This window comes from Microbacterium sp. LWH7-1.2 (genome assembly GCF_038397755.1).
Lineage (GTDB): Bacteria > Actinomycetota > Actinomycetes > Actinomycetales > Microbacteriaceae > Microbacterium.
Genome location: NZ_CP151637.1, coordinates 1,424,097 through 1,450,046 on the forward strand (window position 1 = coordinate 1,424,097; position 25,950 = coordinate 1,450,046).

The window sequence follows — 25,950 nt, forward strand, 5'->3', positions numbered from 1 at the left end:
CCGTCGTCCGGGTGGCCAACAGTACAGCACCGGATGATGCCAATCTAATCCCGTGGACTGGGCAATGGGTGGGAATCTCCGAATGTAACCGAGACGAAACACCATCTGTTCCCGGACTCGGTGTCACGCCCGACGCCTGCCTCACAGCAGCGTGCGCGTCAGCTCCAGCACTTTCTGCACCGTCGTGCTGCGGATGTCGTCGCGCGAGCCCGTCAGGGCCAGTTGCGAGACCACCGTCGTCTCGGGTGTCGCCACGGCGATGTAGACCGTGCCGACGGGCTGGCCGTCCTGGGGATCGGGTCCGGCGACGCCGGTGGTCGCCAGGCCGACATCCGCGCGAAGCACGCGGCGCACACCGTGGGCCATCTGCTCGGCGACCGTGGGATCGACTGCTCCGCGCGCGGCGAGCAGGTCCGCCTCCACACCGAGCGCCGTCGCCTTGAGATCGGTGGCGTATGCGACGACCCCGCCCCGCACGGATACAGACGCGCCGGGAATGTCGACGAGTGCGGCCGTCACGCGACCGCCGGTCAGCGACTCCGCGACCGCGATCGACCAGCCGCGGACGTGAAGCGCCCGCAGCACCGCGGCCGCGGCATCCGCTGCGTTCGACGCCCCGTCCTTCACGCGTCGCGCCGCTTCGCGCGGGCCGCGCGCATCTCGGTCACGATGTAGTCGATGCCGCTCGCGATCGTGAGGATCACCGCGATGGTCATGAGCACGCCGTTGACCCAGAAGATCCAGTCGCCGACGACGGTCCACAACGGCAGGAGGGCGAACGAGAGCGCGAGACCCTGGGCGAGCGTCTTGAGCTTGCCCATCCAGGCGGCGGCCAACACGTGGTCGCTCACCACCAGGAACCGGTAGACGGTGATGCCGATCTCGCGGATGAGGACGATGATCGTGATCCACCACGGCAACTCGCCCAGGATCGACAGCCCGATGAAGGCGAAGCCGGTGAGCACCTTGTCGGCGATCGGGTCGAGGAGCTTGCCCAGGTCGGTGACGATCTCGTGCTTGCGGGCGAGATAGCCGTCGATCCCGTCGGTCGCGATCGCCACGATGAACAGCACGGCCGCCCACCATCGGAGGGCGCCGTCCGCTCCACCGTCGGCCAGGAGCATCCACAGGAAGACCGGTGCGCACAGGATGCGCACGATCGTGATCGCGTTGGGCAGCTGCCGGGGGATCGCCATGGCCCGAGCCTATCGGCGCGTGTCGTCACAGGGCGGCCGCAGCGGTGCCGCCCCGTGGGTCAGTCGCGGCCCGTGAGACCCCAGGCGTCCTCGGAGCCGTCGTCGTCGCTCTCGACGACGGGGTAGCCGTCGTACTGCGAGGCCACGGCATCCGTCCCGTAGCGGTCGTCCGCCGCCGTGGCGGGCGCCGCTGGAGCCGCGGGCGCCTGATCGGGCACATCCTCCCCCCGGAGGCGCGCGAGCACCGATGGGAGCTGCTCTACCGTCACGAGCACGTCGCGAGCCTTCGATCCCTCGGACGGCCCGACGATCTCGCGCGATTCGAGGAGGTCCATGAGGCGACCGGCCTTCGCGAAGCCGACGCGCAGCTTGCGCTGGAGCATCGACGTCGAGCCGAACTGGCTGGACACGACGAGCTCGGCCGCCGCGAGCAGCAGCTCGAGGTCGTCTCCGATGTCGGCGTCGATCTCCTTCTTCTCGGCCACCGCCGCCACGTCGGCGCGATACTCCGGCCGTGCCTGGTGCGTGACGTGCTTGACGACCTCTTCGATCTCCTTCTCGCTCACCCACGCGCCCTGCACGCGGAGCGCCTTCGAGGCACCCATCGGCAGGAAGAGGCCGTCGCCCTGGCCGATCAGGCGGTCGGCGCCGGGCTGATCGAGGATGACGCGAGAGTCGGTGACGCTCGTCACGGCGAACGCCAGACGCGAGGGCACGTTGGCCTTGATGAGACCTGTGACGACGTCGACCGAGGGTCGCTGGGTCGCGAGCACGAGGTGGATGCCCGAGGCGCGCGCCAGCTGAGTGATGCGCACGATCGAGTCCTCGACGTCACGTGGCGCCACCATCATGAGGTCGGCGAGCTCGTCGACGACGACGAGCAGGTACGGATACGGCTTGAGCACCCGCTCGCTGCCCGGAGGCAGCGTGATCTCGCCCGCGACGACGGCCTTGTTGAAGTCGTCGATGTGACGGAAGCCGAACGACGCGAGGTCGTCGTATCGCATGTCCATCTCTTTCACGACCCACTGCAGCGCTTCGGCGGCCTTCTTCGGGTTCGTGATGATGGGCGTGATGAGGTGCGGCACGCCCGCGTACGACGTGAGCTCCACGCGCTTCGGGTCGATCAGCACCATGCGCACGTCCGCGGGCTTCGCCCGCATCAAGAGGCTCGTGATCATCGAGTTGACGAAACTGGACTTGCCCGAGCCGGTGGAGCCGGCGACGAGCAGGTGGGGCATCTTCGCGAGGTTGGCCACGACGTAGCCGCCGCCGACGTCCTTGCCGACCCCGATCGTCATGGGGTGCGTCTGGCTGGTCGCGGTCTGCGAGCGCAGCACGTCGCCGAGCGTCACGATCTCGCGGTCGGTGTTCGGGATCTCGACGCCGATGGCGCTCTTGCCCGGGATGGGAGCGAGGATGCGCACCTCGTTCGAGGCGACCGCGTACGCGATGTTGTTGGTGAGCGCGGTGATGCGCTCCACCTTGACGCCGGGGCCGAGCTCGATCTCGTACTGCGTCACGGTGGGGCCGCGAGAGAACCCCGTCACGCGTGCGTCGACGGAGAACTGATCGAGCACACTCGTGATGGCCCGCACGGTGTCGTCGTTGGCCTGCGAGCGCGCCACGTGGGGCGAGCCGGCGGCGAGCGAGTTGACCGAGGGCAGCCGGTACGGCGCGGAGGGCGAGTCGACCCTCGCGACGGAGCCGATGCCGTCGAGCCCGGGGAGCGTCCCGTCGTCTTCGATGACCTCGGCGTCGTCGCGCAGCGACGTGCGCGAGGAGGCCGTCGCCTTCGCCGCGGACAGCACCGCGGGGTCGATGACCTCGGTGAGCGCGTCCGCCGGCGGTGCCGGCGCGACGGGGGCGATGGCCTGCTCGAAGCCGCCCTGCGATGAGCCCGCCGGCAGCAGCTCCGTGAGGTCCTGCGAGCCGAGCCCACCCTCCGGATCCTTCTCGCGCCCCGTCTTGTTGCGACGCCAGAACGGCAGCGAGGAGTCGCCCTCGTCATCCGCATCGGCCGGGGCCGCAGCATCCGTCGTCGACTTCTCTTCCCGCGGCTCGGCGCCGAACATCCAGGCGTACAGCTCGCCCAGACGGCGGCCGATGCGGTTCGGGGGCGTCTTCGTGATGATCAGGATGCTGAGCACCGCCAGCAGCGAAAGCACGATGTACGCGCCGACGTCGGTGAGCACAAGCGCGAGCGGCTCGCCGAGCATCCAGCCGAAGAGGCCGCCCGCCTCGCTCAGTGCGGGCAGCCCCTGATTCGGCTGAGGCCGCCCGCCGGCGACGTGGCAGAAGCCGGCGATCGTGAGGACGAGCAGGCCGAAGCCGATGCCGACGCGGCCGTTGTCGTGCACGGACGACGGATGCCGGAACATCCAGCCGGCGAGCATGAGCAGCAGGACGGGGAGCACGAACGCCTCGCGGCCGATGAGGCCGCCCACGGTGTACGCGCTGATGGTCTTGGCGACCTCGTCGCCGATGAAGAACCACTCGTTCACGGCACCGGCGATCGCGAGCAGCACGAGGAGGAACGGGAAGCCGTCGCGGCGCTGGTCCTTCTCGAGCGCCTCGGGACCGAACGCGCGGAAGAGGCCGCCGGTGGCGTGCGCGAGGCCCATCCACGCCCGCAGGATGACGGGCGCGCGAGCGGGTTCGTCGACGTAGCGCTTGGGTGCGGGTGCCGGCTTCGCGGTCGCAGGCTTGCGCGCCGACGAGGACGCGCTGGAACGCGCGTTCGTCGACGCGCTCGAAGACGCGCGCGACCGGCTGGTCGGGCTTGAGCTCCTGGCCATTCCCCCACGGTAGGCCGACACCCCGACATTTCCCCGGAACCACGCCGCCGTGCGGCCGCAGGCCGGGCGCGTCGGGCCGGTCGCAGGCGGGAGGAAGGATCCGTCAGCGCAGGCGCTTGACCATCGTGTCGCGGCCCGATCCGCTCTGCGTGACCGCGAAGCCCTCGCTGCGGTACAGCGTCGACGCGAAGTTCCCCCGCTCGACGCTCAGGCTGATGCGGGCGAAGCCCTGCGCTCCCGCGTGCTCGCACAGTCGCTGCAGAAGCGCCCGGCCGACGCCGTGGGCACGCCAGATCGGGCGGACGCCGATGATGAGCTCGGGAACCCCGGTGCCGACGTAGCCGAATCCGGGGTCGTCCCGCGGCAGCATCCGGTACCAGGCGGCGCCGACCGGCTCGCCGTTGGCGTCCTCTGCCACGAAGCCGGCGTCGCCCGGCCGCATCCAGCCGGCGACGTAGCGCCGGTGGTCGGCGCCGCCGATCACCTCGTGACGGGGCCTCGCGCCGCCCTGGCGCCAGTTGGCCGCCTCGACGACCATGTCGCCGAGGAAGGCGCCGTCGGCCGACACGGCGGGGCGGATGCGAAACGAGGAGGCCACGACGCCGATCGTAGGGCCCGCGTGTTACGCCTCGATGACGAGGGGCACGATCATCGGCCGGCGGCGCAGCGACTGGTTCACCCAGCGGCCGATCGTGCGGCGCACCACCTGCGACAGCGCGTGCGGGTCGCGGACGCCGGACTTGGCGGCCTCGGCCAGGGCGGCGGCGATCTTCGGCTTCACGTCCTCGAAGACGGCATCGTCCTCGGCGAACCCGCGGGCGTGGACCTCCGGCCCGGAGATGACCTTGCCCGTCGAGGCGTCGACGACGACGATCACCGAGATGAACCCCTCTTCGCCGAGGATGCGGCGGTCCTTGAGGTCGGCATCCGTGATCTCCCCGACGGTCGATCCGTCGACGTAGACGAAGCCGAGGTCGAGCTGCCCCACGACGTGCGCGACGCCGCCCTTGAGGTCGATCACCGTGCCGTTCTCGGCGAGGATCGTGCGCTCGGGCTCGATGCCGGTGTCCTGCGCGAGACGCGCGTTCGCCATCAGGTGGCGGTACTCGCCGTGCACCGGGAGCACGTTCTTCGGCTTCAGGATGTTGTAGCAGTAGAGCAGCTCGCCGGCCGCGGCGTGGCCCGACACGTGCACCTTGGCGTTGCCCTTGTGCACCACGTTCGCGCCCAGCTTCGTCAGCCCGTCGATCACGCGGTACACCGCGTTCTCGTTGCCCGGGATGAGGCTCGACGCCAGGATGACGGTGTCGCCGGGACCGGGCTCGATCGCGTGGTCGAGGTTCGCCATGCGACTGAGCACAGCCATCGGCTCGCCCTGCGACCCCGTCGACATGTAGACGATCTTGTCGTCGGGCAGGTCCCGTGCCTTCTTGTAGTCGATGAGCACGCCCTCGGGCACATGCAGGTAGCCGAGGTCCTCGGCGATCGTCATGTTGCGGAGCATGCTGCGGCCGAGGAGAGCCACGCGGCGCCCGTGTGCGGCCGCGGCGTCCAGCACCTGCTGCACGCGGTGGACGTGGCTCGAGAAGCTCGCGACGATGACTCGTCGCGGCGCCTTTCCGATCACCTGGTCGAGCACCGGACCGATCGAGCGCTCGAGGGGGGTGAAGCCGGGAACGTCGGCGTTGGTGGAGTCGACGAGGAAGAGGTCGACGCCCTCCTCCCCCAGCCGCGAGAACGCGCGGAGGTCCGTCAGCCGGCCGTCGAGCGGCAGCTGGTCCATCTTGAAGTCGCCGGTGGCGAGCACGAGACCCGCGGGGGTGCGGATCGCGACGGCGAGGGCGTCGGGGATCGAGTGGTTCACCGCGACGAACTCGAGCTCGAACGGCCCGAGGTTCTCGCTCTGGCCCTCCGCGACCGTCAGGCTGTACGGCTTGATGCGATGTTCTTTGAGCTTCGCCTCGGTGAGCGCGAGCGTCAGGCCCGAGCCGATGATCGGGATGTCGCTCTTGAGCTTCAGCAGGTACGGCACCGCGCCGATGTGGTCCTCGTGACCGTGCGTGAGCACGACGCCGACGATGTCGTCGAGCCGCTTCTTGAGCGGCTCGAAGTCGGGGAGGATCAGGTCGACGCCTGGCTGGTGCTCCTCGGGGAAAAGCACGCCGCAGTCGACGACGAGAAGCTTCCCCCCGTACTCGAACACCGTCATGTTGCGGCCGACCTCGCCGAGGCCGCCGAGCGGGACGATCCGGAGGGTCCCTGCCTCGAGCTCGGGCGGGTCGTACGGAGTGGTGGGCATTGCAAAGCCTCCTCCGGGCGCTGGGACACCCGTCATCTGCGCGCCGTCGCCCCTTCGGCGACGGCGCGATTCGTCATCTCGTGGTGCCCGAGACCTTCGGCAGCGCGCCGCCGGCGGCGGCGTTGCGGTCGGGGCGGAAGTTCGAGAAGTCGGCGCCGGGAACATCGCTCACGAGCGCGAGCTCGTCCTCGATCTTGGCGGCCTCCCACTCCTCCGGTCCGACCAGCGGCAGCCGCACGCGCGGGCTGCCGATGCGGCCGAGGCCGTGGAGGATGTACTTCGTCGACACCGTGCCGGGCACGTGCGTCATCACGGCGCGCACGAGCGGCTCGAGCTGCTGGTGCGCGGCGGTCGCGGTCTTCAGGTCGCCGGCGTTCACAGCGTCGACGATCGCGCGGTACGGCTGGGCCGCGATGTTCGCGGTGACACCGATGAGGCCGGTTGCCCCGATCGCGAGGTGCGGCAGCACGTTGGCGTCGTCGCCCGAGAAGTACATCAGGTCGGTCTGGTTGAGCACGCGGCTCACCTCGCTGAAGTCGCCCTTGGCGTCCTTGATGGCGAGGATGTTCGGGTGCTTCGCGAGGCGCAGGATCGTTTCGTAGCGGATCGGCACGCCGGTGCGGCCCGGGATGTCGTACAGGATCACCGGCAGGTCGGTCGCGTCGGCGACCAGCCGGAAGTGGGTGAGGATGCCGGCCTGCGTGGGCTTGTTGTAGTACGGCGTGACGATCATGATGCCGTCGGCGCCGACCTTCTCGCTGGCCTTGTAGAGCTCGATCGCGTGCGCTGTCTCGTTCGACCCGCCGCCCGTGATGATCTTGGCGCGGCCGGCGGCGACATCCTTTCCGACCTCGACCAGGCGGATCTTCTCCGCGTCGGTGAGGGTCGACGTCTCGCCCGTGGTGCCGGTGACGACGATGCCGTCGGCGCCCGCGGTGATGACGTCGTCGATGTGCTTCTCGACAGCGGGCCAGTCGACCTCGCCGTCGGCCGTCATGGGGGTGACGAGCGCGACGAGCACCTGTCCGAAGGGGTTGCCCGTATGCGTCATGCACTCAGGTTATCGGCTCGGCGCTGCGCACTCCTCCCGGTCTCCCCCGGACCACGAGAAAGGGGACGGATGCCGCGCCCCTGGCGCGCGCGGCGACATTCGCCCACCCCGCCACCCCTCGCCGCCGAAACACGGGTCAGTCTCGCGACACGCGGGGTCGCGGCATCCGTCCCCCGGCGTGTCCGGGTGATCCACCCGTCTTCCCGCGCGCGAACGAAGGCAGGGAAACGGATCCTGTGTGCCGACGACGCGGGGAGACCGAACGTGCTCACCACGTCAGGCCGGCGGAACTGCGGTGCAGGTTTCGCGAGACCGCGGCCAGGACGGCGGCTTCGACGAGCTCCCAGTCGTGGACGATGAGCGCATAGTCGAAGCGAAGCGTCACGAAGCCGAGTGCCATGGCCACGGCGTCGCGTACGCGGTCACGGTGGTGTCGACGGCGTCGCGTACACGCCAACCCGCGGTCGCAGGAGCAGGCCCTCGCCGCGAGCGCGACCGAGGTCGCTCTTCGGGACGCCCTGCGCAACGATGTCACGGGTGCGCCCGATGCCTCCCAGCAGGTCCACGGCAGCGACGGCGGATTCGACGGTCATGCCTCACGATTGCGCGATCCCCTCGCCGCGCCGACCACGTCAGGTCGGCTGGTGGAGAACCTCCGGACTGCGTCATCTGGGGAGGACACGTAGGCCCTCCCCGCCGTCGGCCCTGCCGAGGGCAGTCCGCCCCCCTCCCCCTGTGCCGAAACACGGGTCGGTCACACGACACGCCGGGCCGCGGCATCCGTCACCGGCGTGTCGGCATTACGGACCCGTGTTTCGGCAAGATTCGACGACGCGATCGGCCCCACGCCGAAGGTGGGGCCATCCACCCCGGACCATGGGTGCGGTGCGGCCCGCCCCGGAGCGAAACACGGGCTGGTCACACGACGCGCCGGGCCGCGGCATCCGTCACCGGCGTGTCGGCTTTACGGACCCGTGTTTCGGCATCGGAAGCGACGACGGAAGGGGCGCGGGTCAGCGGCCGCGCTCTCCGATGCGGGCGGCGACCGAGGGCGGGGCGAAGCGCGCTAGGGTCACCAGCAGCTTGTACCGGAGGGACGGGATGGACACCGGGACTCCTCGGGCGGCGTCACGCAAAGACTCCGCCACGACATCGCGGGCGTCGAGCCACATTCCCTCGGGCACGCCCTCCTTCCCCGGCGGCAGCCCGAGGCGCTCGTGGAAGTTGGTGTGGGTGTACCCGGGACATACCGCGGTCACCGTCACTCCGCGCGGACCGTAGCGACCGTTCGCCCAGCGGCTGAAGCTCACGAGCCACCCCTTGCAGGCGCCGTAGGTCGAGCGCGGGATGAACGCCGCGACCGACGCGACGTTGATGATGCGGCCGTGCCCTCGCGCGAGCATCGCGCCGAGAGCGGCGTGCGTGAGGCGCATCGGCACCTCGACGTGCAGTTCGAGGTGGCGCGCCTCGTCGTCGACGTCGTTGCGCTCGAACGCCAGGGGCAGACCGAACCCCGCGTTGTTCACGAGGATCTCGACCGGCCGGCTCTCATCGGCCACGCGCGCCTCGACCCGCTCGCGCTGGCGGCGCTTCAGCAGATCGGCGCCGAGCACCTCGACCTCGACCCCGTAGGTCGACCGCAGCCGGACGGCGAGCTGCTCGAGGGCCTGCCGGTCGCGGGCGACGAGCACGAGATCGGCGCCCTTCGCCGCGAGCTGGCGCGCGTACTCCGCGCCGAGACCCGAACTCGCACCGGTGATGAGCGCCGTCTTCGCCATGCGCGCCAGCCTATTGCCGCGTCAGTGCGCGCTGCGCTGCGCCGTTCGCACCAGTCGCAGGAAGCGATAACGGATGCCGGAGCCCGAGGTGTGCCAGCCGTCGACCGGGTCCGTCGTGACCGTGACCCACTCTGCACGGCCGGGCGCGACGGTGTCCCCTTCGACAGCGACGTCGAGCTCGGTGACCTCGAGGAGATCGGCGAGGTCGATGGCTTCGCGGAACAGCTGCCCGCCGCCGATCACCCAGATGCGTTCGGGCTCCCCTTCGTCTGCCAGCGCCAGGGCGGCCTCGAGCGATCCGCAGCGTTCGGCGCCGGCAGCCGTCCAGTCGTCCTTCCGGGTGATCACGATGTTGCGCCGTCCGGGCAGCGGGCGGAAGCGGGCAGGGAAGGACTCCCACGTGCGGCGGCCCATGACCACCGGCGCGCCGAGGGTGAGCGCCTTGAAGTGCGCGAGGTCTTCGGGCACGTGCCACGGCATCCCGCCGTCGGCGCCGATCACCCCCGCGTGCGCCTCGGCCCAGATCAGGCCGATGGGAGCCGTCATACCGCGACCGCCCCGCGGATCGCGGGGTGGTGCTGGTAGTCCTCGAGCACGAAGTCGTCGTAGCGGTAGTCGAAGATCGAGTCGGGCGTCCGAGCGATGCGGAGAGTCGGATACGGGTACGGCTCGCGGCTGAGCTGCTCGCGCACCTGCTCGACGTGGTTGTCGTAGATGTGGCAGTCGCCGCCGGTCCACACGAAGTCGCCCGGCTCGAGCCCCGCCTGCTGCGCCACCATGAGCGTGAGCAGAGCGTACGACGCGATGTTGAAGGGCACGCCGAGGAAGAGGTCGGCGCTGCGCTGGTACAGCTGGCACGACAGCTTGCCGTCGGCGACGTAGAACTGGAACAGCGCGTGGCAGGGGGCGAGCGCCATGTCGGGGATGTCGGCGGGGTTCCACGCCGACACGATCAGGCGGCGGGAATCCGGATTCGCGCGGATCTGGTCGAGCACGAGCGCGATCTGATCGATGTGCTCGCCCGACGGAGTCGGCCACGACCGCCATTGCACGCCGTAGACAGGGCCCAGCTCGCCCGAGGCATCCGCCCACTCGTCCCAGATGGTGACGCCGTTCTCCTGCAGCCACGCGACGTTGGACTCGCCGCGCAGGAACCACAGCAGCTCGTACGCGATCGACTTGAAGTGCACGCGCTTGGTCGTGATGAGGGGGAAGCCCTGCGAGAGGTCGAACCGGATCTGACGGCCGAACGCACTCGTCGTGCCGGTGCCGGTGCGATCGTCCTTGTGGGTGCCGTGGTCGAGCACGTCACGCAGAAGGTCTTCGTACGGGGTCGGGATCGGCGTCGTCACGGCTGCCACGATACCCGTGCCCGGCGGCATCGCGGCCGCGCCCGCGCCGCCGACATCCTCACGCCGTCGCCCGCGTTCTGTGACGTCGATCGCGTCATTTTCACCGATTCGGCCTCCATTCAGGTGAAAGGGGTTAGCCTGATCTGCTGTGAACCTCGTCGGCGCCCTCATCGCCCTCACCGCGCTCCTCGCGGCGACGGTGGCACTCGGTGTCTTCCTGAACTGGCGTCAGTCCCGAGCCCGCCGCGATGTCACGCACGAGGTCATCGAACCTCACCGCCTCGGCGCCGACGGGCTCGGCGAAGTCGCCACCCTGCTGCAGTTCAGCACCGAGCTCTGCGCGCGCTGTCCCGGCGTGCACCGCACCCTCGCGGCCATCGCCGACGATCACGAGGGCGTGCGTCACCTCGACGTCGACCTCACGCACCGTCCCGACATCGCCAAGCACTTCCACGTGCTCCAGACGCCGACGACGCTCGTGCTCGACCGCAACGGAGTGGTGCAGACACGCTTCGGCGGGGCGCCAGGGCGCGACGTGCTGGAGCTCGAGCTGAACCGCCTGATCGCGGAGGACGCGAATGTCTGAACGAACGGATGCTGCGACCCCGCGCGGCATCGATCCCCGCGGTCTCCGCTTCGCGGCCGGCATCACCGCTGTGCTGCTCCTCATCGTCGTGTTCCTCGGACTCACCGGGCTGTCGACCGCGCAGACCGCGCAGGGCTGGGCGATCACGTCGGCGAGCGCCGCCGAGCGGGTGCTCGACCCCGCGTTCCTGCTGCTGCTCGTGACGACCCTCTTGTTCCTGTGGGGCGTCCTCTCCCCTCGCACCGCGCCGTGGGGTGTGCTGTTCCGCAGGGTCATCGCTCCGCGACTCGCTCCGCCGACCGAGCTCGAGGACCCGCGCCCGCCGCGCTTCGCGCAGGGCGTCGGCCTCTTCGTCTCGGCCCTCGGAGTCGTACTGCAGCTGTTCGGCGTGCCGTGGGCGCTCACCATCGCCGCCGCGGCGGCGTTCATCGCGGCGTTCCTCAACGCCGTCTTCGGGCTCTGCCTCGGCTGCCAGCTGTACCTCCTGCTGCAGCGCGCCGGCATCGTGGGCCGCGCGCGTCCCGCGTCGGCCTGACGCCACCTCGGCCGTCCGGGGACCGAGGGGCGCAGCATCCGGTGTCAACCCATCGCGGTGCGGCAGCGGGACGCCATAGGCTGGCGCGAGACGCCCGGCATGCGGGCGCCCCGCCAGCGAGGAGGCCCCCATGACCGTCACGAGCGAAGCATCCACGGTGTGGAAGGGCGGACTGTTCGACGGCTCCGGCGAAACCACCTTCGTGTCGTCGGGCCTGGGGACCTTCCCCGTCAACTGGAAGGCGCGCAGCGAGGGTTCCACCTCCGTCACGACGCCGGAGGAGCTGATCGCGGCCGCGCACGCGTCGTGCTTCAGCATGGCGTTCTCCCTCGCGCTGGCGGAGAACGGCACTCCCCCGGAGTCGATCGACACGACCGCATCCGTCACGTTCAAGCCCGGCACGGGCATCACCGGCAGCCACCTGAACGTCAACGCGGTCGTCCCGGGACTGGACCCCGAGGAGTTCGAGCGGCTCGCGCAGAGCGCGAAGGCCGGATGCCCCGTCTCACAGGCCCTGGCGGGCGTCGAGATCACCCTCGAGGCGACGCTTGCCTGACAGACCTCCACCGGTCGACGGCGGCCCGAGCCCTGCGGGGCGGCGCAGAGTCGTCGTCGCCGGCGCGTCGGGCCTCATCGGCGGCGCGCTCGTCGAGAGCCTGCGTGCCGAGGGCGTCGAGGTGACGACGCTCGTGCGCCGACCCGCCGAGGCTCCGCACGAGGTGGAATGGCTCACGAGCGACGCGCCGCTCGACCCCGCGGTGCTCGCCGGGGCTGCCGCCGTGGTCGGGCTCAACGGGGCCAGCATCGAGCGCCTTCCCTGGACGAGGTCGTACAAGAGCACGCTGCTGTGGTCGCGCATCACGCCGACGCGAGCCATCGCCCGCGCCGTTCGCGAGCTGGGAACGGATGCTCCGCACTTCGTGTCGGGATCGGCCGTCGGGTACTACGGCTCCGAGCCCGGCGCGCGGCTGACCGAGGACGCGCCACGGGGCGACACGTTCCTGGCGGACCTCTGCGGCGAGTGGGAGGCGGCCGCGTACGGCGCCGGTGACGCGGCCGAGGTGGCGGTCCTGCGCACCGCGCCGGTCGTGCACCCGGAAGGCGTGCTCAAGCCCATCCTGCTCCTCACCAAGTTCGGCGTCTCGGGCCCGATCGGGCGAGGCACGCAGGCGTGGCCCTGGATCTCGCTCGACGACGAGGTCCGCGGCATCCGTCACGTCCTCGATGCTCGCCTGACCGGTCCCGTCAACCTCTCGGGCCCGACGCGGGCCACCGCCAACGACCTCGGTTTCGCGCTCGCAAGACGAATGAACCGCCCGTTCCTGCTGCGCGCACCGGAGTGGGGCATGAAGCTGGTTCTCGGAACCGATGCCACAGAGGCGATCTGCACCTCGGATGCCTATGTGGTGCCCGAGCGACTGCAGGAGTCCGGGTTCGTGTTCCGCCATCCCACCGTCGAGGACGCCGTCGCGGCGGCCGTGCCCGCGGCGTCCTGATCCCGCGCCGGCTCAGGCGGGGCGGTCGGTCTTCTCGAGGCGGATGGCGGCCCGCACCGCCTCGCGCGCGCGACGGCGGTCGCCGGCGGCGTCGTAGGCGAGTCCGAGCCGGTACCACGCGCGCCAGTCGTCGGGGTTCGCCTCGACGTCGGCGCGGTACACGGGGAAGACGGCGTCCCCGTCCTCGCGCATCACGCGGCCGCTCGGCCGCACCGCGACCTGCTCCTGCGGCAGCGCACCCTCGGCCTCGAGCCGCTTGCCGAGCTGCTGCGCGCGCACGCCGAACCACAGTTCGCGCCCGAGCGCCCACGCGGCGACGAGCGGAAGCACGACGAGCGCTGCGCCCATGGCGATGCCCACGGGGTCGCCGCTCACGAGCAGCAGCCACGCACGCTGCCCGACCAGCGCAATGTACAGCGCGAGCAGCACCGCCATGACGGCGACGCCGACACGAGCACTCATACGCCGGTCGCGCGGGCGACCTGGCCGGGTACTCCGCCCTCGTCGACGGGTCGGCCGTCGGGCTGCACGGTGCGGCGGCCGATTCCGATGTCGATCAGGCTGTCGAGGCCGACGGTGACACCCGAGGCGTCGCGTGCGGCGGCGAGGGCGAGACGGATGCCGGGACCGTAGGCCTGCGCAGGCTCGACCGTGTCGTGCACGATCGCGAGCGACTCGCCCGCCCCCGAGAGGATCGTCTCCTGGCGGGCCACGACGCCCGGGCGGCGGAGCGAATGGATCGGCACGCTCGCGACCTGCTGACCGCGGGCGCGCTGGTCGACGTGGGGCGACTCGACAGGGCCGACGCCGTCGCGCGCCGCGGCGATGAGCTCGGCCGTGCGCACCGCCGTGCCGCTCGGCGAGTCGATCTTGGTCTCACGATGCGCCTCGACGATCTCGATCGACGGGAAGAACGGCGCCGCCGCGGCCGCGAGTGCCGAGCCCAGTACCGAGCCGAGAGAGAAGTTGGGGATGAAGACCGCGCCCGTGCCTGCGGCCTCGACGAGCGGACGCACGAGCGCGATGCGCTCGGCCGACCACCCCGAGGTGCCGACGAGCACGTTGATGCCGCGCTCGATCGCAGCGCGCACGACGTCGATGGAGACCGCGGGCGTCGATGCGTCGACCACCAGGTCGGCGCCCTCGAGTTCCGACAGCTCCGAACGGGACGAGAGCACTGCGGAGACCTCGAAGCCGGGTTCGGCCTCGACCACGTCGCGGATGATCGCGCCGAGCTTGCCTGTGCCGCCGACGATGGCCACGCGTGTCGTCATGCCTCCATCCTAGGCGGCGGCCCCGCGACCAGCCGGGCCGGCCGGCCGTGGCGTGCGCCTACGCTGGAGGCGTGGTGACTCTCCGCCCCTCCCCCGTCGACGCGCCCGACGCCCACGCCCTCCTCGCCGAGTACTTCCGGATCCGCACCGAGGGTTTCGCCGACCAGGGCGTCGCGTATCGGACGACCTTCCCCGACCCGGCGGCCTTCGTGCCGCCCGCCGGCGTCTTCGTCGTGCTCGACGACGACGAGGGCGACGCACAGGGTTGCGGAGGTATCCGCCTCGTCCCCGAAGGGCCGCTCGGCACGCGGTACGAGCTGAAGCACCTGTACCTTCGGCCGGTCACGCGCGGACGCGGGTGGGGGCGGCTGCTCGTCGAGGACCTCATGACGCGCGCCCGCGAATTCGGCGCCGCCGAGCTCGTGCTCGACACGCACCACTCGCTCGAGGCCGCCGGCGCGCTCTACGCGCGCACCGGGTTCGTCACGATCGAGCCGTACAACGACAATCCCAACGCCTCGCGGTGGTACGGGCGACCGCTCTGACCGCGGGTCAGACGGGGTAGACCTCCGGAAGGCCGGTCCGCAGCTCGACGGGCAGGTGCGCGAGGTCGTTGTGCGACAGAAGCGTCCACGGACGGCCCTGCTTCTGCGCGATGACCGTCAGTCCGCAGTGCGCCTGGTTGAGCGTCATCCAGCGCCAGTCGGGCGCCTGCAGCACCTCACGCACGAACCACGCGATGACGAAGTTGTGCGTGATCAGGAGTTCGTGCACCTCGCCGCGCTTGCGCGCCAGGAACTCGCTCACCGCGTCGGACATCTGCGCGCGCCCGGCTTCGATCTCGGCCTCGGTGACCGAGCCGAAGAACGGCTCGAACACGGCCGGCGTCTCGTGAGTCATGCCCGTGGGCACGCAGTCGAACAGCAGCGCGGACGGCTCAGGGGTGAGCGACGGCATCCGCTCGGCGACCGCGCGGGCAGTCTGGCTCGCGCGCTCGAGCGGCGAGTGCCACAGGGCGTCGAACGGCACGCCCGAGAGCCGGTCGGCGAGCAGCGCCGCCTGCCGTCGACCGCGCGGCGACAGGGGTCCGTCTACGAGTCCGTGCTCGGCGTCCTGATGCTCGCCATGCCGCACGAGGTAGATGTAGTGCGTCACGCAGCTCACTCCGTCGGGGATCGCGTGCCTGGGGGAAAGGCACTTCCTCCACCCTACGACACGTCGTCGGAGCGCTTCACTGCCTGTGGACGGCGAGTCCCATGCGGCGCCCGACTACTCCGAGGCGCGGCCGATGTCGGACAGCTGACCGCGACTGAGGCGGACGCCCACACCCTGGACGAGCTCCTCGACGTGCTGCGGCGCATACGCGTTCACGATCGGGGCGGTGACGAGCTTCTGGGACAGCAGCCACGCGACGGCGACCGCCGCGTCGGGCACGCCGAGCTCGGCCCCGACGCCGTCGAGCGCACGCAGCGTGCGGCTCCCCCGGCGGTTGAGGTTGGCCGCGAGCTGCGCGCCGCGCACCGAGAGGGCCCCGCGCATCTTCGAGCGCTGCCGGCCCGCGAGGAACCCGTGCTCCAGTGCGTGGGACGGCGTCACCGCCATGCCCTGCGCCCCCGCGACGAGGCGAAGATCGGCGTCGAACTCATGACGGCGCAGCACGTTGAACGGAACGTCGAGCACCGTGATGCGGGGGTAGCCCGCCGACGCGAAGATGCGTGCCTCGACGAGCTGCGCGGCACTGTAGCCGATGGCGCCGAGCGCCCGCACCTTGCCGGTCTCGACGAGCCACTCCGCCGTCGCCAACGTGTCTTCGAGCGACGAGGCGCGATCTGTCGTCGCGTCGAGGTACAGGACGTCGATGCGGTCGGTGCGCAGGCGGTTCAGCGAGGCCTCGACCGCCCGCACGAGGTTGACGGGGCCGAGACCGGGATTGTCGGCGTGGCCGCCGACTCGGACGGCGAGCACGATGTCGTCGCGGAGACCGCGAGACTGCAGCCACTGGCCGATGATGTGCTCGCTGCGACCACTCGAATAGCTGTCGGCGGTGTGCACGGCGTTGCCGCCCAGCTCGGCATATGTGTCGAGGATCGCGTGGCTCGATTCGAGGTCGACGTTCCACCCGAACTCGGCGGCGCCGAGGATCAGCGGGAAGATGTGCGAGCCGCTCTCGCCCAGGGCGACGCGCACGTTGCTGCCGATCGACGGGCCCTGCACCGGGATCGGCGCGGAGGGGTGCGGTCCGCGCGCGACGGCGCCGAGCTGCGCGGGCGCGGCATCCGGACTCGACGACGGGAGCGTCGAGTCAACGCCGAAGTAAGCCATGTGCCACCCCCTCACGAATCCCTGGGGATGTCGTGATCACTGTGCGCGCCCCCCGGCGCTTACACACAGGGTAGGCCAGTCCGGACAGGGCGCCGTTCACTGAGGGGAACTATGGACAAACATTACATAACGCTTTGGTCACGAAGAGCCGATCCCCAGGGCGCATGTCCGCTCTTGGGCGGACAGTCTTCGCGCAGCGCCTACCGGACGACCCACGACGGATGCCCGCCCCCTCGGGGGACGGGCATCTGTCGTTCCTCGACCGGCAGACCGGACGGGGAGAGAGGGGTTCAGCCTTCGGCGGGAGCCTCCGGGCCCTCGCTGGCCGCAGCGCGACCCTCCTGGTCGGCGGCCTCCTCGAGCACCGGCTCGAGCGAGAGCTTGCCACGGTCGTCGATCTTCGTGATCTTCACCAGCAGCTTCTGGCCGACCGAGAGCACGTCCTCGACGTTCTCCACGCGCTTGCCGCCGGCGAGCTTGCGGACCTCGCTGACGTGCAGCAGGCCGTCCTTACCGGGCAGGAGCGAGATGAACGCGCCGAACGTCGCGATCTTGACCACCGTTCCGAGGAACTGCTCGCCGACCTCCGGGTTGGTGGGGTTCGCGATCGCGTTGACCTGGGCACGGGCGGCCTCGGCCGAGGGGCCGTCGGTCGCGCCGATGTAGACGGTGCCGTCCTCCTCGATGGAGATCTGCGCGCCGGTCTCGTCCTGGATCGCGTTGATCGTCTTGCCCTTCGGGCCGATCAGCTCGCCGATCTTGTCGACCGGGATCTGCACGCTGATCACGCGCGGGGCGGTCGGCGCCATCTCGTCCGGGCCGTCGATCGCGGCGTTCAGCACGTTGAGGATCGTGAGGCGCGCGTCCTTGGCCTGCGTCAGCGCGGCGGCGAGGACCGACGACGGGATGCCGTCGAGCTTCGTGTCGAGCTGGATCGCGGTGACGAACTCGCTCGTTCCGGCGACCTTGAAATCCATGTCGCCGAGGGCGTCCTCGGCGCCGAGGATGTCGGTCAGCGCGGCGTAGCGCGTCTGGCCGTCGACCTCGTCGGACACGAGACCCATCGCGATGCCGGCGACGGGGGCGCGCAGCGGCACACCCGCGTTCAGCAGCGACAGCGTCGAGGCGCACACCGAGCCCATCGACGTCGAGCCGTTGGAGCCGAGCGCCTCGGACACCTGGCGGATCGCGTACGGGAACTCCTCGCGGCTGGGCAGCACCGGGACGAGCGCGCGCTCGGCCAGGAAGCCGTGCCCGATCTCGCGACGCTTCGGGCTGCCGACACGGCCGGTCTCACCGGTCGAGTAGGGCGGGAAGTTGTAGTGGTGCATGTAGCGCTTGCTCGTCACGGGCGACAGCGAGTCGATCTGCTGCTCCATCTTGAGCATGTTCAGCGTGGTGACGCCCAGGATCTGGGTCTCGCCGCGCTGGAAGATCGCCGAGCCGTGGACACGCGGGATGACCTGCACCTCGGCGTCGAGCGGGCGGATGTCGGCCAGGCCGCGCCCGTCGATGCGGACGCCCTCGGCGAGGATGCGGCCGCGGACGATCTTCTTGGTGACGGACTTGTACGCGGCGCCGAACTCGAGCGTCGCGACCGCAGGAAGCTCGCCCGCCTCGACGGCCGCGAGCAGCTCGGCCTTGACGGCGTCCTTGATCGCGTCGTCGGCGTTCTGACGCTCCTGCTTGTCGGCGATCTGGTAGACCGGCACGAGCTGGTCGTAGGCGCGACCGGCGACGAAGTCGTAGGTCTCCTGCGCGTAGGGCGGGAAGACCGGGTACGGCTGGATCTCCTTCGCGGCGGTGTTCGCCACGACGTTCTGCGCCGCGACGAGCTCCTTGATGAACGGCTTCGAGGCCTCCAGGCCCGCGGCGACGATCTCTTCGCTGGGCTTGGTGGCGCCGGCCTTGATGAGGTTCCAGCTGCGCTCGGTCGCTTCGGCCTCGACCATCATGATCGCGACGTCGCCGTCGGGCAGGACGCGACCGGCGACGATGAGGTCGAACACGGCCTCCTCGAGCTGCGTGACGGTCGGGAACGCGATCCACTGGTCGGCGTGCTCGCCGTGGCCCGGGATGAGCGCGAGGCGCACACCGGCGATCGGGCCGGAGAACGGCAGGCCCGAGATCTGGGTCGACAGCGACGCCGCGTTGATCGCGAGCGCGTCGTAGAACTCGCCGGGCGCGATCGAGAGCACCGTGACGACGATCTGCACCTCGTTGCGGAGACCGTCGACGAACGACGGGCGCAGCGGACGGTCGATGAGACGGCAGACGAGGATCGCCTCGGTGGAGGGGCGGCCCTCGCGACGGAAGAACGAACCGGGGATCTTGCCCGCGGCGTACGAACGCTCTTCGACGTCGACGGTCAGCGGGAAGAAGTCGAAGCCCTCACGAGGCGACTTGCCGGCACTGGTCGCCGACAGGAGCATCGTCTCCTCGTCGAGGTACGCGGCGACGGCACCCTGTGCCTGCTGCGCGAGTCGTCCGGTCTCGAACCGGACGGTGCGGGTGCCGAAGCGGCCGTTGTCGAGAACGGCTTCAGCGGCGGTGATTTCAGGACCTTCCAAGAGGTCTCTCCTTCTTTGTTTAGGCTCGCACGCGCGTTTCGCGCACGAGCTTGTGCGAAGGAGCAGGAACAGGCAGATCTCGGCGCGCGGGAGTGCCGCGGGGTTCGCCAGCGCTGGTCACCAGTAGAAGATCACCCGACGTCGATCGGCGGGGAATCCACCACAGGGGACCAGCTTCCTGCCGGCCTGCTCCACAGTGCCCATATGAAACAGTGCCCATATGAAGCACAGTGCTCACATGTGGAATTGGGCGGTTGCCACACGGCAACCTTCCCAAGCCTATCAGCAGCGTCCCCGATAGCCCCCACCCTGGCGAGCGTCGGATGCCGCGCCTAGGGTGGGGGCATGAGCACCGACGAGAAGCCGGCGTCTGCGGCATCCGATGAGATGAAGCGAAAGTTCAAAGAAGCACTCGACAAGAAGAACGCGAACCACCGTCAGGGCGAGTCGCACATGGACGGCGATTCGGCCATCCACGGCACACACGGGGCGGTTACCAAGCGCGAGTTCCGTCGCAAGAGCGGATAGGAGGAGGTCATGGTCTTCGACCCGACCTTCCACGAGATCTCGAACGAGGCCGAAGAGCTGCCCGACCTGGACGGCTCGGACGCCCCTCCGCTGGAGGGCGAGATCGAGGAAGACGAGCTGCCGCCGTACGGCGAGGAATGATCGCGAGGCGGCCATGAGCGACTTCCGGGAGCGCATCCCCGACGACGAGCGGGACGTACCCGTCGACGACAGCGTGGAATTCGAGTTGCCGCCGCCGACGATCGATCCGCTCGAAGCGGTCGAGGACGACGTCGACGACCTCGAGTTCGAGGAACGCGAGGCGGCGATCGAAGCGGGCGAGATCAGCCCGGGCGAGTGAACGGGCGGGCGCGGGTCTGCCCGCGCCCGCCCGTTCCGTCCGCTCAGCGCGAGAGCAGCTCCTCGCGCTCGCGAGCGCGGCGCTCCTTGGCCTCCGCCTCGGTGATCGCGGCCTCCTCGAGACCCTGCACGCCGACGGCGTCTGCGGCGGGCGACATCCCGTCGTGGCCGTCGCCCGACAGCGTCGTCTCGTCGAACGGCAGCTCGCCGGCGAGGACCCGGCGCGCGCGGGGGCGGTCGAACTCCTTCGTCCACGTGCCGATCAGCACGGTCGCGACCGCGTTGCCGGTGAAGTTCGTGATCGCGCGGCCCTCCGACATGAACCGGTCGATGCCCACGATGACGCCGACGCCGTTCACGAGGTCGGGCCGGTACGCCTGGAGACCTCCCGCGAGGGTCGCGAGGCCTGCGCCGGTGACGCCCGCCGCGCCCTTGGACGCGATGATCATGAAGACGAGCAGGCCGATCTGCTGGCCGATCGACATCGGGGCGCCCATGCCGCTCGCGATGAACAGCGACGCCATCGTCAGGTAGATCGCGGTGCCGTCGAGGTTGAACGAGTAGCCCGTCGGCACGGTGATGCCCACCACGGGCTTGGAGACCCCGAGGTGCTCCATCTTCGCGATGAGGCGCGGCAGGGCCGACTCGGAGGACGACGTGCCGACGATGAGCAGGTACTCGCGCGCCAGGTACTTGATGAGGCTGAAGATGTTTACGCGGGTGACGACGTACAGCAGGGTGCCGAGGATACCCACGATGAACAGCACGCACGTGATGTAGAACGCGATCATCAGCGTGCCGAGGGCCCAGATCGCGGCGATGCCCGTGTTTCCGACGACGGCGGCGATGGCGCCGAACGCTCCGATGGGTGCGAGCCACAGGATCATCCCCAGGATGCGGAACACCAGCGCCTGCAGGTGCTTGACCGCGTTCATGATCGGCGCGCCCTTGTCGCCCATCTGCTGCAGCGCGAAGCCCACGAGCAGCGCGATGAAGAGCACCTGCAGCACGCTCTCGCCGGTGAAGGCCGAGAAGAACGTCGTCGGGATGATGCCGAGGATGAACTCCTGCGTGGTCTTCGCCTCGGCGGTCGCCTCGTAGGTGGCGTTCGCCATGTTGAGACCCTCGCCCGGGTGCAGCAGGTTGCCGACGACGAGGCCGATGGCGAGCGCGAACGTCGACATGACCATGAAGTACAGCAGCGCCAGGCCGCCGATCTTGCCGACGGTCGCCGCCTTCGCGATCGAGCCGACGCCCACCACGATCGTGCAGAAGATGATCGGCGCGATCATCATCTTGATGAGGGCGACGAATCCCTCGCCGAGCGGCTTCAGGGCGACGCCGACGTCGGGCCAGACCAGGCCGACGATCGCCCCGAGGACGACGGCGGCGATGACCGAGAGGTAGAGCCAGGTGTGCTTGTCCCACGCCTGCTTGCCGCGCCTCCAGTTGAAGCCGGGGAGCGTGAACGACGTGGTGCGGGTCGAGAGAGCCATCATTGCCTCCTGCGGGATGAAACGGCGGTGTTCCGGGTGCCGCTCGAGAGTGCGGCGTGTGAGACAGCGTGCGCGCCGCGCGCGCCGACGGCGATTTACGGTCGTATTGGTCGCGCGTCCGGCTCCCCCGCATCGCCCTCCACGGGCGAGGATGGATGCGGCGGCATCGACGAGGAGAGCCATGTCAGCGAGGACGACGCAGGGCAGCGCGGCATCGCGCGTGTTCGTCGTCGTCGCCCTCACGGCCGCGGTGATCGTCGCCGCCCTCGCAGCCGTGCTCGTCGTCGACGCCGAGCGCTCCGAGCGGAGTGAGGCGGAGGAGGTGACGCGGGCCGTCGCGACGTCGCTCGCGTCCCTGCCGGAGGTCGCGGAGTCCCTGAGCGCGCCGGCCCCCTCCGAGACGCTTCAACCGCTCGCCGCGGACGTGATGGCGCGGACGGGCCTCGACTTCGTGACGATCATGACCCCCGACGGCATCCGCGTCAGCCACCGCGACCCCGCAGAGATCGGCCGGCACTATCTCGGCACGATCCCGACCACACCGCGCATCTTCACCGAGGAGTTCACCGGCACCCTGGGGCCGTCGGTGCGGACGATCGTGCCGGTGACCGCCGACGGCGAACTCGTCGGGTGGGTCTCGGTCGGCGTCACCATCGGGAGCATCTGGTCGAAGATCCTGCCGCGACTGCCCTTCGTCGTATCCATCGCGCTCGCGCTGCTCGCGGCGGGACTGGTCGGCGCGTGGCTCGCACGCCGCACGACGCGGCGCGTCGCGGGCGACCTGCCTGCCGGGACGATCCGCGACGCCGTCGCGTCATACGAGTCGGTGCGCACCCTCGGTGAGGCGCTGCGCGCGCAGACCCATGAGCACGGCAACCGCATGCACACCGCGGTGTCGCTGCTCGAGCTCGGCCGCACGGGCGAGGCGATCGAGATCCTCACCGAGACGTCGCGGCAGTCTCAGGCGCTCGTCGATCAGGTCGCCGCACGTCGCGGCGGCGACCCGACAGTGGGGGCTCTGCTGCTGGGCAAGGCGGCGCAGGCGCGCGAGCGCGGTATCGAGTGGTCGGCCGAGATCGACCCGGACGCGCCCCGCAGCGTGCTGACGCCGGTCGACGCGGTGTCTGTCGTCGGCAACCTCATCGACAACGCGATGGATGCTGCGGCCGTCGGCGACGCGCCGCGCTGGGCGCGCATCGTGTTCGGGGCGACGGCGTCCTCCCCCGCGGCGCTGCGGATGGAGGTGTCGGACAGCGGCACCGGGGTCCCGGAGGCGCTGCGCGAGCGCATCTACGAACACGGGTTCTCCACCAAGCCCGGCGGCGCCGAGGGGCGAGGTGTCGGTCTCGCGCTGGTCCGCTCGATCGTGACGAGTGCGGGCGGCGCGGTCGAGCTGCACCAGGAACCCACCGCGTTCGTGGTGACCGTGCCGGCGAGGGCGACGTGATCAGGGTCCTCCTCGTCGATGACGACGCGCTCACCCTCGAGCTGCACCGTGACTACCTCGGACGCCTGGACGGCTTCGAAGCCGTCGGCGAGTGCACGGGTGCGCGCGCGGCGATCGATGCGGTGCTGGAGCGCGGCGACGAGATCGACCTCGTGCTGCTGGACGTCACGATGCCCGACGGCACCGGCCTCGATGTGCTGCGGCACGTGCGGGCGCGTGGCGCAGCCGTGGACGTCATCGCGATCACCGGCGTCCGGGACGCCGACGTCGTGCGCCAGATGGTGTCGCTCGGCGTCGCACAGTACCTCGTGAAGCCGTTCACCTTCGCGGTCTTCCGCGAGCGCCTCGAGCAGTACCTCGAGTTCCGGCGTCGCGCGGCCCAGGCCGCCGGCGCGCCCACGCAGGCCGAGATCGACGCGCTCCTCGGAGCGCTCCGACCGGCCACGCCGGTCGCGCTGCCCAAAGGGCTCTCGGCCGACACACTCGCACGGATCAGCGATGAGGTGCGCGAGCGCGGCCCGGTCTCGGCCGCCGAGGCGGCGGAACGGCTGGGGATGTCGCGGGTGGCCGCGCGCCGCTACCTCGAGCACATGGTGACCGAGGGCCGCGCGCAGCGCGCAGCCCGCTACGGCACGCGCGGACGACCGGAGTCCGAGTACGCGTGGGCGCAGCATCCGTCCGTTCCGTAGGCGAACAGACACGGAGCATCCCCCTCTCACGCGAACTGAGGGATGACGTCGCGCCCTCCGCGGTATAGCTTCGGCACCGAAGGACCGACCGGGGGGTGCGGTGAATCGCAGACTCCGACGCGCACCCGCGCGCCCGGTCCGCCCACCGATGGAGGATGCATGTACCAGGACGAGGCACTCCAGCCCACCTTCACCCGAGCCGGCGAGGCGACGACCGCGAGGTACAACGTCATCCCCGAGGGGGAGATGCTGCCCGAGACGGCGTACCGCGTGATCCGCGACCAGACGATGCTCGACGGCAATGCCCGGCTGAATCTCGCGACGTTCGTCGGGACGTGGATGGACGACCATGCCAACCGGCTTGCGGTCGAATCGGCCGACAAGAACATGATCGACAAGGACGAGTATCCGGCGACAGCCGCCATCGAGGAGTGCTGCTGGCGCATCCTCGGCGACCTGTGGAACGTGCCCGACAACGACGATGTGATCGGCACCTCCACCATCGGCTCGTCGGAGGCGTGCATGCTCGGCGGCCTCGCGCTCAAGCGTCGCTGGCAGCACGCGCGCCGCGCCGCGGGGAAGTCCACGGAGAAGCCGAACCTCATCATGAGCTCGGCGGTCCAGGTCTGCTGGGAGAAGTTCTGCAACTACTTCGACGTCGAGATGCGGCTGATCCCGGTGACCGAGGCGAACCCACTCATGGACGGCACGGGGCTCGAAGACTATGTCGACGAGAACACGATCGGCGTCGTCGCGATCGTGGGCGTGACGTACACCGGCGCGTACGAGCCGGTGAAGGCCATCGCCGCGAAGCTCGACGAGATCCAGGCGAAGACCGGGCTCGACATCCCCATGCACGTCGACGGCGCATCTGGCGCCATGATCGCGCCCTTCCTGCAGCCCGACCTTGAGTGGGACTTCCGGGTGGAGCGCGTGCAGTCCATCAACACGTCTGGCCACAAGTACGGACTCGTCTACCCGGGCGTCGGGTGGGTGGTGTGGCGCAACGCCGCGGCGCTGCCCGACGACCTCGTCTTCAAGGTGAGCTACCTGGGCGGATCCATGCCCACCTTCGCGCTCAACTTCTCGCGGCCCGGCACGCAGGTGCTGCTGCAGTACTTCCGGTTCCTTCGCCTCGGCCGTGCCGGCTACACCGCGATCCAGCAGGCCTCGCAGGATGTCGCCGTGTACCTGTCGTCGGCCATCGCCGAACTCGACGCCTACGAGCTCCTGAGCGACGGCACCGACATCCCCGTGTTCGCCTGGCGGCTCACCCCTGGCCACACCGACAAGTGGACGCTCTACCACCTGTCGGAGCGGCTGAGGATCAAGGGATGGCTCGTACCCGCCTACCCGCTGTCGGGCGAGTTGTCCGATCAGACGGTGATGCGCATCGTGTGCCGCAACGGGCTCAGCCGCGACCTCGCCGAGGACCTCCTGAAGGACATCCGCAGTGAGACGGAGTTCCTCGACTCGCTCGACAGCCCCATGCCGCACCCCGGCATCGGTGCCGGCTTCCACCATTGAGCGCACGACGACCGGCCGATCCGGCCGCGGAGCGCATCAAGCGGCTCCGGCGGGAGTCGTGGGGCTTCGCGGTCGGCTCGGCGCTGTTCTTCATCGGCGTGGTCCCCGCCTATGCCGCGTGGACGGGGCCGGTCGGCGCGAACATCACGTTCTTCGCCGGATCGATCTTCTTCACGACCGCAGGCCTCATCCAGCTGCTGCTCAGCGGGCGCCGCACGCCCGACGCCCGCATGAACCGGGCGGATCGCGCGGACTGGTGGGCGGCGGCGATCCAGTTCGCCGGGACGCTGCTGTTCAACGTGTCGACCGCAGCCGCTCTGATCGCCGCGATCACGGATCCCGACTACGTGGGCGCGGGATGGCGGCCGGATGCATGGGGTTCGGCGGCCTTTCTCGTCTCCAGCGTGCTCGCGGTGGTCGCGACGAAGGACCGCGGAACGCTGTGGGACCGCGACGCGCGCACGTGGCACGGCACCGGCCTCAACCTCCTGGGGTCGATCGCGTTCGGCGTCTCGGCGGTCGCGGCGTTCGTCGTGCCGTCCACCGGCGAGCTCCTGAGCCCGTTGTGGGCGAACATCGGCACGGGCCTCGGCGCGCTCTGCTTCTTCGCGGCCGCTCTTCTGGCGCGCCGCACGATCGGGGAGGCGGAGTGAGAGGACTGAACGGA

29 protein-coding genes are annotated in these 25,950 nt (G+C 70.2%); 12 read left to right on the forward strand and 17 right to left on the reverse strand.

The window, feature by feature from the left end; all coding sequences use genetic code 11:
• Positions 1-141: 141 nt before the first annotated feature.
• The 11 genes from MRBLWH7_RS06780 to MRBLWH7_RS06830 all read right to left on the reverse strand — a co-directional run bounded on the left by MRBLWH7_RS06780 (position 142) and on the right by MRBLWH7_RS06830 (position 10,504).
• A complete protein-coding gene (locus MRBLWH7_RS06780; protein WP_342000465.1) occupies positions 142-627 on the reverse strand; it encodes a CinA family protein in 486 nt (161 codons plus the stop codon).
• Positions 624-1,196: a CDP-diacylglycerol--glycerol-3-phosphate 3-phosphatidyltransferase gene (gene pgsA / locus MRBLWH7_RS06785; RefSeq protein WP_342000466.1), complete on the reverse strand. Its 573-nt coding sequence runs from the start codon at positions 1,194-1,196 to the stop codon at positions 624-626. The genes MRBLWH7_RS06780 and pgsA overlap by 4 nt, the downstream gene beginning before the upstream one ends.
• A 59-nt stretch (positions 1,197-1,255) precedes the next feature.
• Positions 1,256-3,994 (reverse strand): DNA translocase FtsK 4TM domain-containing protein, encoded by a 2,739-nt coding sequence (locus MRBLWH7_RS06790; RefSeq protein WP_342000467.1) that lies wholly within the window; start codon positions 3,992-3,994, stop codon positions 1,256-1,258.
• Between the two features lie 103 nt (positions 3,995-4,097).
• Positions 4,098-4,592: a GNAT family N-acetyltransferase gene (locus MRBLWH7_RS06795; RefSeq protein WP_342000468.1), complete on the reverse strand. Its 495-nt coding sequence runs from the start codon at positions 4,590-4,592 to the stop codon at positions 4,098-4,100.
• A gap of 24 nt (positions 4,593-4,616) precedes the next feature.
• Positions 4,617-6,293 (reverse strand): ribonuclease J, encoded by a 1,677-nt coding sequence (locus MRBLWH7_RS06800; protein WP_342000469.1) that lies wholly within the window; start codon positions 6,291-6,293, stop codon positions 4,617-4,619.
• A 73-nt stretch (positions 6,294-6,366) separates the two neighbouring features.
• Positions 6,367-7,344, reverse strand: coding sequence for a 4-hydroxy-tetrahydrodipicolinate synthase (gene dapA, locus MRBLWH7_RS06805; protein WP_342000470.1), 978 nt, complete (start codon positions 7,342-7,344; stop codon positions 6,367-6,369).
• A 268-nt stretch (positions 7,345-7,612) separates the two neighbouring features.
• Positions 7,613-7,750, reverse strand: a complete 138-nt coding sequence (locus tag MRBLWH7_RS06810) for a hypothetical protein (RefSeq protein ID WP_342000471.1) — start codon at positions 7,748-7,750, stop codon at positions 7,613-7,615.
• Between the two features lie 16 nt (positions 7,751-7,766).
• Complete coding sequence (locus tag MRBLWH7_RS06815) at positions 7,767-7,937, reverse strand: type IV toxin-antitoxin system AbiEi family antitoxin domain-containing protein (RefSeq protein ID WP_342000472.1); 171 nt, start codon at positions 7,935-7,937, stop codon at positions 7,767-7,769.
• Positions 7,938-8,357: 420 nt separating this feature from the next.
• On the reverse strand, positions 8,358-9,122 hold the full coding sequence (locus MRBLWH7_RS06820) for an SDR family oxidoreductase (protein ID WP_342000473.1): 765 nt from the start codon (positions 9,120-9,122) through the stop codon (positions 8,358-8,360).
• 21 nt (positions 9,123-9,143) lie between these two features.
• On the reverse strand, positions 9,144-9,668 hold the full coding sequence (locus tag MRBLWH7_RS06825; RefSeq protein WP_342000474.1) for a dihydrofolate reductase: 525 nt from the start codon (positions 9,666-9,668) through the stop codon (positions 9,144-9,146).
• Positions 9,665-10,504 (reverse strand): thymidylate synthase, encoded by an 840-nt coding sequence (locus MRBLWH7_RS06830; protein WP_342000475.1) that lies wholly within the window; start codon positions 10,502-10,504, stop codon positions 9,665-9,667. The genes MRBLWH7_RS06825 and MRBLWH7_RS06830 overlap by 4 nt, the downstream gene beginning before the upstream one ends.
• Positions 10,505-10,622: 118 nt before the next feature.
• On the opposite strand from MRBLWH7_RS06830, the gene MRBLWH7_RS06835 reads away from it, so the two are divergent.
• From MRBLWH7_RS06835 to MRBLWH7_RS06850, 4 genes are all read left to right on the forward strand, one after another.
• The gene (locus MRBLWH7_RS06835; protein WP_342000476.1) at positions 10,623-11,060 is read left to right on the forward strand and encodes a thioredoxin family protein; all 438 of its coding nucleotides are present in this window, start codon (positions 10,623-10,625) and stop codon (positions 11,058-11,060) included.
• Positions 11,053-11,595: a DUF4395 domain-containing protein gene (locus MRBLWH7_RS06840; RefSeq protein WP_342000478.1), complete on the forward strand. Its 543-nt coding sequence runs from the start codon at positions 11,053-11,055 to the stop codon at positions 11,593-11,595. Before MRBLWH7_RS06835 ends, MRBLWH7_RS06840 begins: the two co-directional genes overlap by 8 nt.
• Before the next feature lie 130 nt (positions 11,596-11,725).
• Positions 11,726-12,151 (forward strand): OsmC family protein, encoded by a 426-nt coding sequence (locus MRBLWH7_RS06845; protein WP_342000480.1) that lies wholly within the window; start codon positions 11,726-11,728, stop codon positions 12,149-12,151.
• On the forward strand, positions 12,144-13,091 hold the full coding sequence (locus tag MRBLWH7_RS06850) for a TIGR01777 family oxidoreductase (RefSeq protein WP_342000482.1): 948 nt from the start codon (positions 12,144-12,146) through the stop codon (positions 13,089-13,091). Before MRBLWH7_RS06845 ends, MRBLWH7_RS06850 begins: the two co-directional genes overlap by 8 nt.
• A 12-nt stretch (positions 13,092-13,103) precedes the next feature.
• Here the strand turns inward: MRBLWH7_RS06850 and MRBLWH7_RS06855 are convergent, their stop codons facing one another.
• Positions 13,104-13,553, reverse strand: coding sequence for a hypothetical protein (locus tag MRBLWH7_RS06855; RefSeq protein WP_342000484.1), 450 nt, complete (start codon positions 13,551-13,553; stop codon positions 13,104-13,106).
• On the reverse strand, positions 13,550-14,365 hold the full coding sequence (locus MRBLWH7_RS06860; protein ID WP_342000486.1) for a dihydrodipicolinate reductase C-terminal domain-containing protein: 816 nt from the start codon (positions 14,363-14,365) through the stop codon (positions 13,550-13,552). The genes MRBLWH7_RS06855 and MRBLWH7_RS06860 overlap by 4 nt, the downstream gene beginning before the upstream one ends.
• A gap of 71 nt (positions 14,366-14,436) precedes the next feature.
• Here MRBLWH7_RS06860 and MRBLWH7_RS06865 point away from each other — a divergent pair, with 71 nt between their 5' ends.
• On the forward strand, positions 14,437-14,910 hold the full coding sequence (locus MRBLWH7_RS06865) for a GNAT family N-acetyltransferase (protein WP_342000488.1): 474 nt from the start codon (positions 14,437-14,439) through the stop codon (positions 14,908-14,910).
• Positions 14,911-14,917: 7 nt separating this feature from the next.
• Here the strand turns inward: MRBLWH7_RS06865 and MRBLWH7_RS06870 are convergent, their stop codons facing one another.
• The 3 genes from MRBLWH7_RS06870 to MRBLWH7_RS06880 form a co-directional block, all read right to left on the reverse strand.
• A complete protein-coding gene (locus tag MRBLWH7_RS06870) occupies positions 14,918-15,520 on the reverse strand; it encodes a histidine phosphatase family protein (RefSeq protein WP_342000490.1) in 603 nt (200 codons plus the stop codon).
• Between the two features lie 114 nt (positions 15,521-15,634).
• Positions 15,635-16,687 (reverse strand): aldo/keto reductase, encoded by a 1,053-nt coding sequence (locus MRBLWH7_RS06875; RefSeq protein ID WP_342000492.1) that lies wholly within the window; start codon positions 16,685-16,687, stop codon positions 15,635-15,637.
• A 290-nt stretch (positions 16,688-16,977) separates the two neighbouring features.
• Positions 16,978-19,257 carry a polyribonucleotide nucleotidyltransferase gene (locus tag MRBLWH7_RS06880; protein ID WP_342000493.1) on the reverse strand — a complete coding sequence of 760 codons (2,280 nt, stop codon included), beginning with the start codon at positions 19,255-19,257 and terminating at the stop codon, positions 16,978-16,980.
• Between the two features lie 345 nt (positions 19,258-19,602).
• Here MRBLWH7_RS06880 and MRBLWH7_RS06885 point away from each other — a divergent pair, with 345 nt between their 5' ends.
• From MRBLWH7_RS06885 to MRBLWH7_RS06895, 3 genes are read left to right on the forward strand one after another with little or no spacing between them, the layout of a single operon-like run.
• Complete coding sequence (locus MRBLWH7_RS06885; protein ID WP_342000495.1) at positions 19,603-19,785, forward strand: DUF5302 domain-containing protein; 183 nt, start codon at positions 19,603-19,605, stop codon at positions 19,783-19,785.
• Positions 19,786-19,794: 9 nt separating this feature from the next.
• Positions 19,795-19,926, forward strand: coding sequence for a hypothetical protein (locus MRBLWH7_RS06890; protein ID WP_342000498.1), 132 nt, complete (start codon positions 19,795-19,797; stop codon positions 19,924-19,926).
• Positions 19,927-19,939: 13 nt separating this feature from the next.
• Positions 19,940-20,125: a hypothetical protein gene (locus MRBLWH7_RS06895; protein WP_342000500.1), complete on the forward strand. Its 186-nt coding sequence runs from the start codon at positions 19,940-19,942 to the stop codon at positions 20,123-20,125.
• 43 nt (positions 20,126-20,168) lie between these two features.
• Here the strand turns inward: MRBLWH7_RS06895 and MRBLWH7_RS06900 are convergent, their stop codons facing one another.
• The gene (locus tag MRBLWH7_RS06900; protein ID WP_342000502.1) at positions 20,169-21,620 is read right to left on the reverse strand and encodes a cation:dicarboxylase symporter family transporter; all 1,452 of its coding nucleotides are present in this window, start codon (positions 21,618-21,620) and stop codon (positions 20,169-20,171) included.
• 181 nt (positions 21,621-21,801) lie between these two features.
• Between MRBLWH7_RS06900 and MRBLWH7_RS06905 the strand changes: the two genes are divergently transcribed.
• The 4 genes from MRBLWH7_RS06905 (at position 21,802) to MRBLWH7_RS06920 (ending at position 25,936) form a co-directional block, all read left to right on the forward strand.
• A complete protein-coding gene (locus tag MRBLWH7_RS06905) occupies positions 21,802-23,067 on the forward strand; it encodes an ATP-binding protein (RefSeq protein WP_342000504.1) in 1,266 nt (421 codons plus the stop codon).
• Positions 23,064-23,756, forward strand: a complete 693-nt coding sequence (locus MRBLWH7_RS06910) for a response regulator (RefSeq protein WP_342000506.1) — start codon at positions 23,064-23,066, stop codon at positions 23,754-23,756. The genes MRBLWH7_RS06905 and MRBLWH7_RS06910 overlap by 4 nt, the downstream gene beginning before the upstream one ends.
• Before the next feature lie 159 nt (positions 23,757-23,915).
• Positions 23,916-25,283 (forward strand): glutamate decarboxylase, encoded by a 1,368-nt coding sequence (locus tag MRBLWH7_RS06915; RefSeq protein ID WP_342000508.1) that lies wholly within the window; start codon positions 23,916-23,918, stop codon positions 25,281-25,283.
• Positions 25,280-25,936 (forward strand): hypothetical protein, encoded by a 657-nt coding sequence (locus tag MRBLWH7_RS06920; protein WP_342000509.1) that lies wholly within the window; start codon positions 25,280-25,282, stop codon positions 25,934-25,936. Before MRBLWH7_RS06915 ends, MRBLWH7_RS06920 begins: the two co-directional genes overlap by 4 nt.
• Positions 25,937-25,950 lie beyond the last annotated feature (14 nt).